12 protein-coding genes are annotated in these 14271 nt (G+C 60.1%); 2 read left to right on the top strand and 10 right to left on the bottom strand.

Going from position 1 to position 14271, the window contains the following annotated elements; all coding sequences use genetic code 11:
* Positions 1-5: 5 nt before the first annotated feature.
* Genes JTJ32_RS25140 through JTJ32_RS25130 form a run of 3 tightly spaced genes read right to left on the bottom strand, consistent with a single transcriptional unit; the run spans position 6 to position 2436 of the window.
* The gene (locus JTJ32_RS25140) at positions 6-452 is read right to left on the bottom strand and encodes a DNA polymerase III subunit chi (protein ID WP_184318653.1); all 447 of its coding nucleotides are present in this window, start codon (positions 450-452) and stop codon (positions 6-8) included.
* 7 nt (positions 453-459) lie between these two features.
* Positions 460-888, bottom strand: coding sequence for a DNA polymerase III subunit chi (locus JTJ32_RS25135; protein ID WP_099226843.1), 429 nt, complete (start codon positions 886-888; stop codon positions 460-462).
* A 57-nt stretch (positions 889-945) separates the two neighbouring features.
* Positions 946-2436, bottom strand: a complete 1491-nt coding sequence (locus JTJ32_RS25130) for a leucyl aminopeptidase (RefSeq protein ID WP_210043653.1) — start codon at positions 2434-2436, stop codon at positions 946-948.
* A gap of 318 nt (positions 2437-2754) precedes the next feature.
* On the opposite strand from JTJ32_RS25130, the gene lptF reads away from it, so the two are divergent.
* Positions 2755-3876, top strand: coding sequence for an LPS export ABC transporter permease LptF (gene lptF, locus JTJ32_RS25125; RefSeq protein WP_099226841.1), 1122 nt, complete (start codon positions 2755-2757; stop codon positions 3874-3876).
* Positions 3869-4930 carry an LPS export ABC transporter permease LptG gene (gene lptG, locus JTJ32_RS25120; protein ID WP_099226840.1) on the top strand — a complete coding sequence of 354 codons (1062 nt, stop codon included), beginning with the start codon at positions 3869-3871 and terminating at the stop codon, positions 4928-4930. Before lptF ends, lptG begins: the two co-directional genes overlap by 8 nt.
* Positions 4931-4987: 57 nt before the next feature.
* Here the strand turns inward: lptG and JTJ32_RS25115 are convergent, their stop codons facing one another.
* From JTJ32_RS25115 to JTJ32_RS25085, 7 genes are all read right to left on the bottom strand, one after another.
* Complete coding sequence (locus tag JTJ32_RS25115) at positions 4988-5473, bottom strand: RDD family protein (protein ID WP_184318662.1); 486 nt, start codon at positions 5471-5473, stop codon at positions 4988-4990.
* An 84-nt stretch (positions 5474-5557) separates the two neighbouring features.
* A complete protein-coding gene (locus JTJ32_RS25110; RefSeq protein ID WP_003227496.1) occupies positions 5558-5770 on the bottom strand; it encodes a cold-shock protein in 213 nt (70 codons plus the stop codon).
* A 394-nt stretch (positions 5771-6164) separates the two neighbouring features.
* Positions 6165-7289, bottom strand: a complete 1125-nt coding sequence (gene gcvT / locus JTJ32_RS25105; protein WP_099226999.1) for a glycine cleavage system aminomethyltransferase GcvT — start codon at positions 7287-7289, stop codon at positions 6165-6167.
* A gap of 75 nt (positions 7290-7364) precedes the next feature.
* Positions 7365-10229 carry an aminomethyl-transferring glycine dehydrogenase gene (gene gcvP / locus JTJ32_RS25100; protein WP_210043652.1) on the bottom strand — a complete coding sequence of 955 codons (2865 nt, stop codon included), beginning with the start codon at positions 10227-10229 and terminating at the stop codon, positions 7365-7367.
* Positions 10230-10239: 10 nt separating this feature from the next.
* A complete protein-coding gene (gene gcvH / locus JTJ32_RS25095) occupies positions 10240-10623 on the bottom strand; it encodes a glycine cleavage system protein GcvH (protein ID WP_099226837.1) in 384 nt (127 codons plus the stop codon).
* Positions 10624-11040: 417 nt separating this feature from the next.
* The gene (locus tag JTJ32_RS25090; protein ID WP_210043685.1) at positions 11041-12540 is read right to left on the bottom strand and encodes a TolC family protein; all 1500 of its coding nucleotides are present in this window, start codon (positions 12538-12540) and stop codon (positions 11041-11043) included.
* 91 nt (positions 12541-12631) lie between these two features.
* Positions 12632-14271 (bottom strand): Ig-like domain-containing protein (locus JTJ32_RS25085; protein ID WP_236059456.1); only part of this gene is annotated, 1640 nt, incomplete at its 5' end.

Raw genomic sequence — 14271 nt, 5'->3', positions numbered from 1 at the left:
TTACCTCACTTCTGCTGCTGCGCCAACAGCCGCTCCAGCCTGGCTTCCAGCCGCCGCTTGATCTCGGTCTCGATGTGCGGGGCGAAGTCATCGATCACGTCCTGCAGAATCAACTGTGCAGCGGAGCGCAGTTCTGCGTCCAGGTGCAGCAGGGCATCCGGGTTGGGTAGCGCCTCGACAGGCGCAGGTGCCTGAAGCAATGGCGCGGCAGACTGCTCTGCCATCACGGGCGTATCTTCAGTCAGCGTCGGGATGTGCGCTTCGTCGAAATCGTCGTCATGCGTATTCGGGTTTCTGTTCCCGACCACGTCGAACAGCAGTGGAATCTGTCCTTCACGGTGCACGGTGTCGGTCAGCAGCGGTGGCTGCAGGGAGTCGTCGCCGAGCAATTGGCGGATCGATTCGAGATCGTCCAGCAAGTGCGCGGATTCAGCTTTTTTTGAAGTGTCCATTGTGTCCTCAAAGACGCTGCAGTCGGTGATCCTGCGGAGGATAGCCCTGTTCGCGGTAAGAACGGAAACTCTCACGTGCGGCAAGACGTATGGCCGGGTCCTCCACAACCACCTCCGCCACACGGGCGAAGCGTTTGAAGAAGGATGGAATGCGCAGGTCCAGGTTGATCAGTAGATCTTCATGTGTACCAGCGTCATCGCCCAGCCCCATGACAACGGGTGCATCGCTGTCGCTCTCGGCATCGCCATGGGGTAGAAAGACTTCGCCCCGGAAACGCCAGAGACGGGCATCGAGGTCCTCGCGCTGCGCCGCATCACTGCAGTGCAGATAGACCTTATGGCCCAGACGCCAGGCTTTTTCGGTGAGCTTGCACGCGAAATCCAGACGGGCTGCCGGATCCGGACTGGGGAGGATGTAAAAATCGACTTGGGTCATGTCTGTTCCGCAAGGTGTGGCGTATCAATCACTGACCGATACGCCACAGTGCTTGGCTTAAGCCCCGACGCGGTCGAGCAGGTATTGGGTCAGCAATGGAACAGGACGGCCGGTGGCGCCTTTTTCCTTGCCACCGCTCAGCCATGCCGTACCGGCGATGTCCAGGTGAGCCCAGTCATACGCCTTGGTGAAGCGCGACAGGAAGCAGGCTGCGGTAATGGTGCCGCCTTTCGGACCGCCGATGTTGGCGATGTCGGCGAACGGGCTGTCCAGCTGTTCCTGATACTCGTCGAACAGCGGCAATTGCCAAGCGCGATCGTCAGCCAGTTTGCCCGCATCGAGCAGTTGATTGATCAGCGCGTCGTTGTTGCCCAGCAGGCCGGTGGTGTGGCCGCCCAGTGCAACGACGCAGGCGCCGGTCAGGGTTGCGATGTCGATCACGGCCTGAGGCTTGAAGCGTTCGGCATACGTCAGGGCATCGCACAGCACCAGACGGCCTTCGGCGTCGGTGTTGAGGATTTCGACAGTCTGACCGCTCATGGTGGTCACAATGTCGCCCGGACGGGTTGCGGTGCCGCTCGGCATGTTCTCGGCGCAGGCCAGGATGCAGACCAGATTGATCGGCAGCTTCAATTCCAGTACGGCGCGCAGGGTGCCGAATACGCTGGCGGCACCACACATGTCGAACTTCATCTCATCCATGCCGGCAGCCGGCTTGATGCTGATGCCGCCGGTGTCGAAGGTGATGCCTTTACCGACCAGCACGAAGGGCTTGTCGCCCTTCTTGGCACCCTGGTAGTTCATGACGATCAGGCGTGGCGGCTGGGCGCTGCCCTGTGCCACGGCCAGGAAGGAACCCATGCCCAGTTCGGCAAGTTTCTTCTCGTCGTGGACCTCCACTTTAAGATTCTTGTGTGCCTTGCCCAGCGCCTTGGCTTCTTCGCCCAGGTAGGTTGGGTGGCAGATGTTCGGCGGCAGGTTGCCCAGATCGCGGGTCAGGGCCATGCCGGTGGCGATTGCCTGGGCGTGGGTAGCGGCGCGCTCGACATCGGCGACACTGACCTTGGCGGTCAGCAGGGTGATTTTCTTCAGCGCGCGGACTTCGGCCTTCTGGGTCTTGAAGCGGTCGAATACGTATTCGCCGTCAGCCAGGGCTTCGACCAGCAGGCGAGCCTTGCCGTAGGTGTCGCGGTTCTTTACCGACAGATCGTCCAGCACGAGGGTCGCGTCAGTGCCACCCAGGCCTTTGAGTGTCGACAGCACGCTGCCAACGATTTTCTTGAGCTGGCGATCGGACAGTTCGGCTTCCTTACCGACGCCGACCAGCAGGACGCGTTCGGCCTTGAGGTTCGGCAGGTTGTGCAGCAGCAGACTCTGGCCGACCTTGCCTGCGAGATCGCCGCGTTTGAGGACGGCAGCGATGGCACCCCCGCTGAGGGTATCGATGTTCTGTGCGGCATTGCCCAGCACACCGTTCTCACTCACGGTGACAACCAGCGTTGCGGTCTTCAAGGTTTCTGGGCTTACGCTTTTAACAACCAATTCCATGTGGGGTCCCCGGTTGAGCGATGAGATTCGCTATACGAATGAGATTCGCGGCATGACTGCGGTCTTTTCAAGGACGATGCCTGCGACAAGTCTCGCAGTTTGACCCCGGCGCATGACTGCTGACAACCCCGTTACGCCGCTTGTCGGCTGTGTCTGTACGAACTATCCCGAGTGCGCAGTGACAGAAACGTACAATCACAGGATAATGCCGCATATTTTTGGGTGGCCTGCGTTTCTGCGGGCGTGAATATCCGGTTGCCGTGGCTCACAATTTTCCTTGTTTGGCTGCCTGAGCCTGACAACTCTGGAGTGTCTGGTTTGATTGTCTTTCGTTATCTGTCCCGAGAAGTGCTGGTTACCCTGAGCGCAGTCAGTGCTGTGCTGCTGGTCATCATCATGAGCGGACGCTTCATCAAATACCTGGCTCAGGCCGCCTCGGGCGCGCTGGATCCGGGTGTGCTGTTCATGATCATGGGCTTCCGCCTGCCAGGATTCCTGCAACTGATTCTGCCCCTGGGGCTGTTTCTGGGCATTCTGCTTGCCTACGGTCGCCTGTATCTGGAAAGCGAGATGACCGTGCTGGCTGCCACCGGCATGAGTCAGCAGCGCCTGCTGGCCATCACCATGGCGCCGGCTGCGCTGGTGGCGCTTCTGGTGGCCTGGCTGAGTTTCAGCCTGGCACCCCAGGGCGCGACGCAGTTCTCGCTGCTGATCAACAAGCAGGACGCCATGACCGAGTTCGACACGCTGGTGCCGGGCCGTTTTCAGGCGCTGCGTGACGGTACGCGTATCACCTACACCCAGGAAATGACGGAAGACCGCTCCACGCTGAGCGGGGTCTTCATCTCTGAAAAGCGTTTGTCCACGGACAAGAGCAAGGACCGTGGCATTACGGTTCTGGTGGCCGAGAAGGGGCGTCAGGAAGTACGGCCTGACGGCAGTCGCTTCCTGATTCTGGAAAACGGCTACCGCTACGACGGTAATCCGGGTCAGGCCGATTACCGTGCCATCAAGTACGACACTTATGGCGCACAGTTGCCCAAGCCGGACATCAGCAACGATGTCAGTGACCGTGAAGCGATTCCCAGCACCGAGCTTTTCGGCAACGACACGCCTCGGTATGTCGCCGAGTTGCAATGGCGTATTTCGCTGCCGATTCTGGTTTTCATCGTGACGCTGATGGCCGTGCCGCTGGCCCGGGTCAACCCGCGTCAGGGCCGTTATCTGAAGTTGCTGCCCGCCATTCTGTTGTACATGTCGTACCTGACCATCCTCATCGCGGTTCGCGGTGCGCTGGAGAAGGGCAAGCTGCCGCTGGCGCTGGGCATGTGGTGGGTGCACGGTCTGTTCCTGCTGATCGGTCTGGGGCTGTTCTACTGGGAGCCCTTGCGGCTGAAAATGGCGAGTCGCCGTAGCGTTGCGGAGGTGGCTCGTGGTTAAGCTCGATCGGTATATCGGTAAAAGTGTCTTCATGGCGATCCTCGCAGTGCTGGGGATCATTCTGGGGCTGGCTTCGCTGTTCGCCTTCATCGACGAAATGGGCGATATCTCGGACAGCTACACACTGCTGGATGCCAGCAGCTTCGTGTTGCTGACCGCGCCACGGCGTGTCTATGACATGCTGCCGATGGCGGCACTGATCGGCTGTCTGATCGGTCTGGGCAGTCTGGCCAGCAGCAGCGAACTGACCATCATGCGGGCGGCCGGTGTTTCCATCGGCCGTATCGTGTGGGCGGTCATGAAGCCCATGCTGTTTCTGATGGTGGCCGGTGTGCTGGTGGGCGAGTACGTTGCGCCCTATGCCGAGAATCAGGCTCAGGCCAATCGCTCGCTGGCGCAGGGCACCGGCGACTCGCAGAGCGCCAAGCATGGCCTGTGGCACCGTCAGGGCGATGAATTCATTCACATCAACACGGTCCAGCCCAACGGCTTGATGTACGGTGTGACGCGCTACCGGTTCGACGATCAGCGTCATATGCTGACCGCGAGCTTCGCCCGTCAGGCCAACTTCAAGACGGATTACTGGGAGCTGAGCGACGTCGCCACCACGTTTTTCCGTGAAGGCAAGACCGAGGTCGTCAACTCGCCGGTGGAGCGTTGGGACGTTTCCCTGAGCCCGCAATTGCTTAGCACGGTGGTCATGCCGCCCGAGTCGCTGTCGATCACCGGTCTGTGGAGCTATTCGCACTACCTTGCTGACCAGGGCTTGAGCAATGGCCGTTACTGGCTCGCGTTCTGGACCAAGGTGCTGCAGCCGTTCGTGACCGTAGCACTGGTGCTGATGGCGATTTCTTTCATCTTCGGTCCGCTGCGCTCGGTAACGCTCGGTCAGCGGGTGTTCACCGGCGTTCTGGTGGGCTTCACGTTCCGCATCGTGCAGGATCTGTTGGGACCTTCCAGTCTGGTATTTGGCTTCCCGCCATTGCTGGCGGTGCTGGTTCCGGCAACGGCCTGTGCCATCGCCGGTCTGTGGTTGCTGCGTCGCGCCGGTTGACGAACAACAGCATCGAAAAAAGCCGACGTGATGTCGGCTTTTTTGTGGACGGGGGGGTTACGTGCGTTTGGGGATCCGCACCAGCCGGGTGTTGGAGAAGTGGTCGTGCCAGGTCAGACGCTGCGGGTCATACAGGCTCCAGATGAAGCCGAGCCCCACGCACAGCCAGGACGCAATCGCGCTGAAAAAGCGCAGCAGCGCCTGCATGAGGGAAATGGCAGTGCCGTCAGCGTTCTGTACGCGCAGGCCCCAGACCTGCATGCCGAGGGTCTGGCCGGCGTGGGTCCAGAACTTGGCGAAGAAGGCGAAGGTCACCAGCAGCAGAAGCGACGAAAGCAGCGGATCGCCATCCAGTGCGCCAGAGTCGGACAGTTCGCGCAGACGTGCTTCACCGATCAAGGCCATTTGCAGCAGTTTGTAGAGAAACGCTGTGATGAGTTGCAGGGCGAGGATGAGCAGGGCGTCGTAACTGATGGCAGCCAGACGGCGGGGCAGGCGTGCAGGGGGGAAGTCGCCCTGTGGCCGGAGTACGTGTCGGGGCATCGGGCGGCTCTCGATCACGATGACTGTCGCGATTCACCTGCAAAAAAGCCTCTGACAGCGATGTCAGAGGCTTTCGGGTCTTGCTTAGGCTTCGGCCTGAACTTCGTCAGCCTGCATGCCTTTCTGACCTTGCACTGCGACGAAGGTGACTTTCTGGCCTTCTTTCAGGCTCTTGAAGCCGTTACCCTGAATCGCGCGGAAATGTACGAACAGATCCGGACCGCTTTCTGGAGTGATAAAACCAAAACCCTTTTCGTCGTTGAACCACTTGACGGTACCGCTCTGACGTGTAGACATTTGCTTATTTCCTTGACGCTTGAATTGATGACAGTCCCTTTCACATGAAAGAGTACTGGGGCTGGTTGCAGGAAGTAAGAAACGTAGAGCGGGATGTAGCAAACCTAGAGCTACTGCCCAGGTCCCGATTCAGCGACCTATGCAAACACAGTTCAGAAACTCTACGCCAAGTCTCGTTACAAAAACAAGCCCCCGCTTCGTACCCTGTTTGCAGGGGGTTGAAGCGTGCAGAGCACTGTTTCCCTGAATCAGTGCAGCGAATGTTTTACCGCATCTTTCTGCACTTCGTCGGTGCGTTTTCGAGCCATCCGAACGGTCGTTCGCACCCCCCGGAGGAGGGGCGCAAACAGTACTCCGCCTACTTTGTAAGTTGCTGTTTTTTTGACGCTGGCGTTCAGCCGCGGAAGTAACGCTGTGCAACAAAAGGCATTTTTGCCACAAGCATCGGGATCTTCTTGCCGCGCACCATTGCCCAGACGGGTGTGTCCAGAGCGGTATATGGGCTGTCGAGATAGGCCATGGCCAACGGGCCGCCCAGACTTGGACCGAAACCTCCGCTGCAAACGGTGCCAATCACATTGTCTTCTGCATCGACAATTTGGGTGCCCTCGCGCACAGGGGTGCGTTCCTGCGGCAAGAGGCCGACACGTTTTCTGTCCACTCCGGCCTGCTGCTGGGCGAAAATCTGCTCAGCGCCCGGGAAACCGCCAGCGCGAGCGCCGTCAGCACGGCGGACCCTGGAAATGGCCCACAGCAGACTGGCCTGAATGGGAGATGTATCAGTGTTCATGTCGTGACCATAGAGGCACAGACCGGCTTCCAGACGCAGCGAATCACGTGCGCCGAGGCCAATGGGGGCAACCTCGGGTTCTTCAAGAAGACGACGGGCAAGCGCTTCGGCCTTGCCGGACGGCACCGAGATTTCATAACCGTCCTCGCCGGTGTAACCCGAGCGACTGACGTAGCACGTCACATCCATCAGCGTGACCGTGGCGAACTGCATGAACGTCATGGTTGCCACTTCAGGTGCCAGCCGGGCCAGTACCGTCACCGCCGCAGGACCCTGCAGGGCGAGCAGGGCGCGTTCCTCGAACAGGGGTTCGATCTTGCAATGGCCGGCCAGATGGGTGCACAGGTGAGCGAGGTCCTGATTCTTGCAGGCGGCGTTGACCACCAGCATCAACTGATCGTTGCCCAGGTTGGCGACCATCAGGTCGTCGAGTATGCCGCCGGTTTCGTTGGTGAACATCGCGTAGCGCTGCATGCCGACCGGCAGGTCGACGATATCCACCGGGACCAGAGTTTCCAGCGCCTTGGCGGCATCGGCTCCGGTCAGGCGAATCTGCCCCATGTGCGAGACATCGAAAAGGCCAGCCTGAGCACGGGTGTGCAGGTGTTCCTTCATGACGCCTGCAGGGTATTGCACAGGCATGTCGTAACCGGCAAACGGCACCATCTTTGCGCCCAGTTCACGGTGCAAAGCGTGCAGCGGTGTAGTCAGCAGGGATTCTGTGGACATGTTCGATTCCTTGTAGAACGGGCCGTGCGGAACAACACTGCCCGTCAGTGCGGGCAGTGTTGCGGGCATGAGTGATCAGGCTTCCTGATAACTCTCGATGGACGGGCAGGCGCAGACCAGATTACGGTCGCCAAACACGTTGTCGACGCGGCCGACCGGTGGCCAGTACTTGTTCTCGATCAGCGAGGCAACCGGGTACACCGCCTGTTCACGGCTGTACGGATGCGTCCACTGACCGACGATTTCAGCTGCGGTGTGCGGAGCGTTTTTCAGCGGGTTGTCATCCTTGTCCAGCGTGCCGTTCTCCACCGCGCGGATCTCTTCGCGGATCTTGATCATGGCGTCGCAGAAACGGTCCAGTTCTTCTCGGGACTCGCTTTCGGTCGGCTCGATCATCAGCGTGCCGGCCACCGGGAAGGACATGGTCGGTGCGTGAAAGCCGAAGTCGATCAGGCGCTTGGCGACGTCATCGACGCTGATGCCACTGCTGTCCTTGATAGGACGCAGGTCCAGGATGCACTCGTGCGCGACCAGGCCGTTGCTGCCGGTGTAGAGCACCGGGTACTGGTCTTCCAGACGACGGGAGATGTAGTTGGCGTTGAGGATCGCCAGTTGCGAGGCGCGCTTGAGGCCTTCACCACCCATCATGCGGATGTACATCCAGGTGATCGGCAGGATGCTGGCGCTGCCGAACGGGGCTGCGCAAACCGCACCTTCCTTGCGCTCCATACGGGCGTGGCCCGGCATGAACGGCGCGAGGTGGGATTTGACACCGATAGGGCCAACCCCCGGACCGCCGCCGCCGTGCGGGATGCAGAAGGTCTTGTGCAGGTTCAGGTGCGAAACGTCGCCGCCGAACTTGCCCGGTGCGCACAGGCCGACCATGGCGTTCATGTTGGCGCCGTCGATGTACACCTGGCCGCCGTTGTCATGAACGATGCTGCAGATTTCGCGAATGCCTTCCTCGAACACGCCGTGGGTAGACGGGTAGGTGATCATCAACGCTGCCAACTGGTCGCGGTGTTGCAGGGCTTTGGCGCGCAGGTCTTCGATGTCCACGTTGCCGCGTGCGTCGCAAGCCGTTACCACCACGCGCATGCCTGCCATGTTGGCGGTGGCCGGGTTGGTGCCATGGGCCGAGGACGGGATCAGGCAAATATCGCGGTGTTCATCGCCGCGGCTCTGGTGATAAGCGCGAATCGCCAGCAGACCGGCGTATTCGCCCTGAGAACCGGCATTGGGCTGCAGCGAAATGGCGTCGTAGCCGGTCGCCGCGCAGAGCATGGCTTCCAGCTCGTCGGTCAGTTGCTGATAGCCCGCGCTCTGTTCGGCAGGTGCGAATGGATGCAGGTTGCCGAACTCGGCCCAGGTGATCGGAATCATCTCGCTGGCGGCGTTGAGTTTCATGGTGCACGAGCCCAGCGGGATCATGGTGCGATCCAGCGCCAGGTCCTTGTCGGCCAGCTTGCGCAGGTAGCGCATCAGCTCGGTTTCGGAGTGATAACGGTTGAACACCGGGTGGCTGAGGATCGCCGATTGGCGGGTCAGCGCTGCCGGAAGGCGCGACGGGACATTGGCCGACAGCTCGACGAAGTCCGGCTGAGTCTGGCCGTCAGCCGCGAAAACAGCCCACAACGTCGCAACGGCGGCCGGCGAGGTGGTTTCGTCGAACGAAAGGCCCAGATGCGAGTCGGTGATTTCGCGCAGGTTGATGTGCTGGGCACGGGCTGCGGTGTGCAGGGCAGCGGTTTTGCTGCCGGTGTTCACGGTCAGGCTGTCGAAGAAGTATTCCTGCTCGATGGTGTAGCCCAACTGCTTCAGACCTTCGGCAAAAATGGCGGTCAGATGATGCACACGATTGGCGATCTGCGTCAGGCCGCGCGGCCCGTGGTAAACGGCGTACATGCTGGCGATATTGGCCAGCAGCACTTGCGCGGTGCAGATGTTGCTGGTGGCTTTTTCGCGGCGGATATGTTGCTCGCGAGTTTGCATGGCCAGACGCAGTGCCTGCTTGCCATGTCGGTCAACCGACACGCCGACCAGGCGGCCCGGCATGTCGCGCTTGAAGGCATCGCGGGTCGAAAAGTAGGCGGCGTGCGGGCCGCCGAAGCCCAGCGGCACGCCGAAGCGTTGGGCAGTACCGATGGCCACGTCCGCGCCGAACTCGCCCGGAGGCGTCAGCAAGGTCAGGGCCAGCAGGTCAGCGGCAACAGCGACCAATGCGTGGGCGGCGTGGAAGCGCTCGACCAGTTCACGGTAGTCAAACACGTCGCCGTTACTGGCCGGGTATTGCAGCAGTGCTCCGAAGTAATCGCTCACATCGCCCAGTTCCGCTTCATCCGCCACGACAACGGTGATGCCCAACGGCTCGGCACGGGTGCGCAGCACATCCAGGGTCTGCGGATGGCAGTGGCTGGAGGCGAAGAACTGTGTGCTGCCTTTGTTCTTGCTCAGGCGTTTGCAGAAGGTCATGGCTTCGGCAGCAGCGGTGGCTTCGTCCAGCAGCGAGGCGTTGGCAATCGGCAGTCCGGTGAGGTCGCTGATCAGGGTCTGGAAGTTGAGCAGCGATTCCAGACGACCCTGGGAGATTTCCGGCTGATACGGCGTGTAGGCGGTGTACCAGGCCGGGTTTTCCAACAGGTTGCGCAGGATCGGCGCGGGCGTGTGGGTGTTGTAGTAGCCCTGACCAATATACGTCTTGAACAGTTGGTTTTTGCTGGCGATGGCTTTGATCGAGGCCAATGCGTCGGCTTCGCTTTGCCCGGCAGGCAGATTCAGCACGCTGGTGCCCTTGATACTTTCCGGGATCACGCTTTCGCTCAGCGCTTCGATGGAATCGAAACCCAGAGTCTGCAGCATGGCCTGCTCGTCGTCGGCGCGCGGACCGATGTGACGGGCGATGAATTCGTTGGCAGTGCTCAGTTGAATACGGTCAGTCATGGCTCGCTCCTCAGGCTTCGGCGTTGGCTTTGATCAGGCGGTCGTACGCATCCTGATTCAGCAGGCCGTGGATGGCGTTGGCATCTTGTGGAATGAAGCGAAAGAACCAGCCGGCGCCCAGGGCGTCCTCGTTGACCAGTTCCGGCGTGGCGTCCAGGGCCGAATTGACTTCGACGACTTCGCCGTCCAGCGGCATGTTGATGCTGCTTGCGGCTTTTACCGATTCCACGACCGACACTTCGGCGTGTTGAGTGTAGGCCTGCAGTTCCGGGAGCTGTACGAATACCACATCCCCAAGCGATTCCTGCGCGTAAGGCGTGATACCGACCGTGACACTGCCATCGGCTTCGGCACGCAGCCATTCGTGATCGACAGTGAAGCGCAACTCGCTCATAAAAACTCCTCGGGACAGATTCTCACGCTGGGCGCGACGTTATCCAGGAAGCAAAGCAATTTCGTTGCCAGTTTATTTTTATTTTTATAAATCAATGAGTTATATATTTAAGAATTGTGTCCACAGCGTGCGAGTGTAGCGAAATCGCTACAACCGCCGCGCCTCGGAAAAAATCCTGTCCGATCAAAGCCTTGATCGCATTGCGTCAGCCTGAAATGGAATGAAATCGTGACAGAGGAATGAAATCGTTACGCGTGTGTGTGGTTTATGTGCGCTTCAAGGGCTCAGTACAAGCGTTCTGCCTCGGGCGCATATTGCACAAACCTATTATTTTCAAAAGGTTACGAGAAATCATGCAGGAACCGATTTGTCAGCCGATCCGGCGCGCTGGCTGGATCGGCTGACACAGGAGCAGTATCACTTCGACGGACCGGAAGTGGCCGTAGCCACGGAGATATTGCCTGCTTCCCACTGGGATTCACGATCCCCCAGTGCTTTGGCGATGGCTTGCACCTGGGTGGAGGTCACTTCCGATGGAAGCGGGTCCAGACCGGCGCTGGCGAAGATCTGGCCGTAGGCATTACGCAGGTCGGCGTAAGCCAGGTCGCGGCGCAGGTCAGCCTGCAAGGTATTGAGCTCACCCTGAATCAGGTCCAGTTCACCAATGCCGTTGGCCTGGTAGCGGTTACGCAGCTGGCCTGCGATCTGGCCGTCGATACTCGACAACTGCTGGCTGGTCTTGAATTGACGCAAGGCTTCATTGTAATTGGCGTTCGCCACATACAACTGAGCCAACACCGCGATGGACATGGCCTGACGCCGGGCGGTCGCTACTTCCTCGCCTGCCTTGGCAACGTCGATGGCGGCAGGTGCAGTGAGTACGTTGAACAGGTTCCACGTCACCTTGACGCCCAGATCGGCCCATTTGTCGTTGACCAGAAACGAGTTGCTGTCGTAATGGCCGCCCGCCGAGAACTCCAGCCCCGGCAACATGCGCAGCATGGCCTTGCGGGTTTCCGCCGAACTGATGCGTGTCTGGTAATCCTGCTCGCGCAGTTCCGGGCGGCTGGCCAAGGCTTCTGTTTCAAGCCTCGCCATGTCGACTTTCAATTCCGGAATGGCGTAATCGTCCGGTGTCGCCAGGGTCAGGTTGCTGCCCAGCGGCAGGTTGATCAGCGTGGCCAGTTCGGTTTTGGCCAGAGACAACGCCTTGCGCTGTTCCTCGAGTTGACGGGTGGCCTGAATCAGCGAGCGTTGATAGGACAGTGCCTGCACCGGATCGCCGACGCGCTGATCGCTCATCTTCTGGCTGTTGGCCTGGGCGGTATCGACACGGGTCATCAGACTGTCGATCTGCTTGAGCAGACGTTCGGCGGCCACGGCGCGCCAGTAAGCCGAGCGCACATCCTGAACGATGGTGTTGACGACCTTGCGGCGGCGTTCCTGCACGATCAGACGCTGGTCGCCCTGTTGCTTGGCGCTTATATAACTGACGCCGAAGTCGAGTACGTTCCAGACCATGGTCAGGTCGGCCACGCGACGGCTGCGGTCCTGAGAGGTCGACGGCTCCAGGGACTGGGTGCCGGTCTGTACGCTTTCGCTGCTGGAAGCGCTGACGTTGCTGCGTCCGGCGTAACCGGCGGACAGCGCCATGCGTGGCAGCATGTCGAAGCTGGCAAGGTCCAGCTGGCGTTTGGCGAGGGCTTCTTCCATGATTTTCAGGCGAGCTTCAAGGTTGTATTTCACAGCCCTGGCCATGGCCTGATGCAAGGTCAACGCGCCATTGAGGGGCTCCTGATCCTTGTACATCAATTGCAAGTCGCTTTTGGCGCGTTGCTCGCTGACGCTGCGGTCGATCGGCTTGCTGGTGACAGCACAGCCACTTACGACCAGTGCCAACAGGCTGATGCTGAACAACTTCTGACTTCTTTTCATGCTCCTGACGCCCCTGACTACCGCATTCTTTTTATAAGCGCCGTTTTCACACGGCGCAAAACCCAACCTGTTATCAAGCCTGCGCTTCACTCACACCGACTTCCCCTAAAGCCCATGCCAGTTCACGCAATTTTTCCTGTTCGATATCGGTGATCTGTTGCAACTGCTGGCCTAGCGTCAACGCGCCGAAACCTGCACTGATGTTTTGCGACGAATCGCTCAGGCTGCGGCTGCTGGCACCTTCGAATGCACCGGTCGTCGAGGTGTCGCGCGAAAACAGCGTCGACAACGTACTGCTGCTGAAGACGTTGCCTTCTCCGCTGCTGAACCCGAGGAAACCCGATCCTGAACCGCCCACGCTGCCGGGCGTGAACACCTGGGCAATGAAGCTCGGTGCCAGGGCACGGTTGTTGATAAAGATGTTACCCACTGGCGGCAGGTCGCCGCCGGTCGTACGCTGCTCGAAGAGCGGTGCGAAGCTCAAGGGAGCGGCCAGCGCGCCTGTCGGATTGCCGAATACGGCAGGTTGCAACGGTACGTTTGGCGGTGTGTTCAGCGGCGCCGGAGTATCGACCCTGAATTGCGGATCACCTGCCTGGGAGAGCGTCGTGATTGCGTAATTGGACGAAACGGCTACGCCCGTGCCTGCGTTGCCCGCCAGATCTGTCACCGTGCCACTGTCCAGCACAATGAAATTGCTCGGATCGTTGGTGTTGGCGGTCGGCGTCAGCGTTGCGGTCCAGGTCGCACCGCCATTGCTGCTGGCCAGGTTCGACAAGGTGCCGTTGGCAACGCTGATGTCCGACAGCGTGAAGTTGGTGACCGGCTCGCTGAAAGCAAAGGTCACCAGCGATGTCTGACCTGTGGACAGGTTCGGGTTGGCGAGCGAGATGGTCGCCGAAGGACGCTGAGTGTCGACGGTGTAATTACTGGAAAGCGCGATCGCCGTGCCTGCGTTGCCCGCGAGGTCGTTGACGGTTCCGCTGTCCAGAACAATGAAATTGTTCGGTGCCGTGATGTTGGCGTTTGCTGTCAGTGTGGCGGTCCAGGTCAGGCCGTTGTCGGCACTGGTCAGGCCGGACAGCGTGCCGTTGCCGACGCTGATGTCAGACAGATCGAAACCGCTGACCGGCTCGCTGAAGGCAAAGGTCACCAGCGACGTCTGACCAATGGCCAGGCTTGGGTTGGCAACAGTGATGGACGCTGTAGGGCGAACGGTATCGACCGCGTAGTTGTTGGAGCTGCTCAGGCCGCTGCCCGCGTTACCGGCCAGATCGACCACGCGAGTGTTGTTCACCAGAACCAGGTTGGTGGTGTCGGTAATGTTGGCCGCCGGTGTCAGCGTTGCGGTCCAGGTGATGCCGCCGTCAGTGGTGCCGAGGCCGCTGAGTGTGGCGTTGTTGGTCAACATGTCGGACAGCGTGAAATCGCTGACCGCCTCACTGAACGTGATGGTCACCAGCGAGGTTTCGCCAATGGACAGCGCGTTGTCGGCGACCACGACGGTGGCCGTCGGACGCTGCGTGTCGATGGCGTAGTTGTTCGAGGACGTGACGCCACTGCCGATGTTGCCGGACGCATTGGCGAAGCCGGTGTTGTCCAGAGTGATCAGGTTGGTGGCATCGGTCACGCTGGCGGTCGGCGTCAGGATCGCGGTCCAGGTGACGCCGCCATCGTTGCTGTTGACCGCGCTCAAGGTACCGTTGGTCACTG

The organism is Pseudomonas alliivorans, assembly GCF_017826695.1.
GTDB lineage: Bacteria > Pseudomonadota > Gammaproteobacteria > Pseudomonadales > Pseudomonadaceae > Aquipseudomonas > Aquipseudomonas alliivorans.
Note: the sequence above shows the minus strand (reverse complement) of the source record. Positions and strands in the feature narration are given on the sequence as shown.

Excerpts from the sequence above, each read along its gene's own strand:
- gcvH (WP_099226837.1), bottom strand. The coding sequence starts at position 10,623 with ATGAGCGAGTTGCGCTTCACTGTCGATCACGAATGGCTGCGTGCCGAA.
- gcvT (WP_099226999.1), bottom strand. The coding sequence starts at position 7,289 with ATGTCCACAGAATCCCTGCTGACTACACCGCTGCACGCTTTGCACCGT.
- JTJ32_RS25115 (WP_184318662.1), bottom strand. The coding sequence starts at position 5,473 with ATGCCCCGACACGTACTCCGGCCACAGGGCGACTTCCCCCCTGCACGC.
- gcvP (WP_210043652.1), bottom strand. The coding sequence starts at position 10,229 with ATGACTGACCGTATTCAACTGAGCACTGCCAACGAATTCATCGCCCGT.
- JTJ32_RS25140 (WP_184318653.1), bottom strand. The coding sequence starts at position 452 with ATGGACACTTCAAAAAAAGCTGAATCCGCGCACTTGCTGGACGATCTC.
- JTJ32_RS25135 (WP_099226843.1), bottom strand. The coding sequence starts at position 888 with ATGACCCAAGTCGATTTTTACATCCTCCCCAGTCCGGATCCGGCAGCC.
- JTJ32_RS25130 (WP_210043653.1), bottom strand. The coding sequence starts at position 2,436 with ATGGAATTGGTTGTTAAAAGCGTAAGCCCAGAAACCTTGAAGACCGCA.
- JTJ32_RS25110 (WP_003227496.1), bottom strand. The coding sequence starts at position 5,770 with ATGTCTACACGTCAGAGCGGTACCGTCAAGTGGTTCAACGACGAAAAG.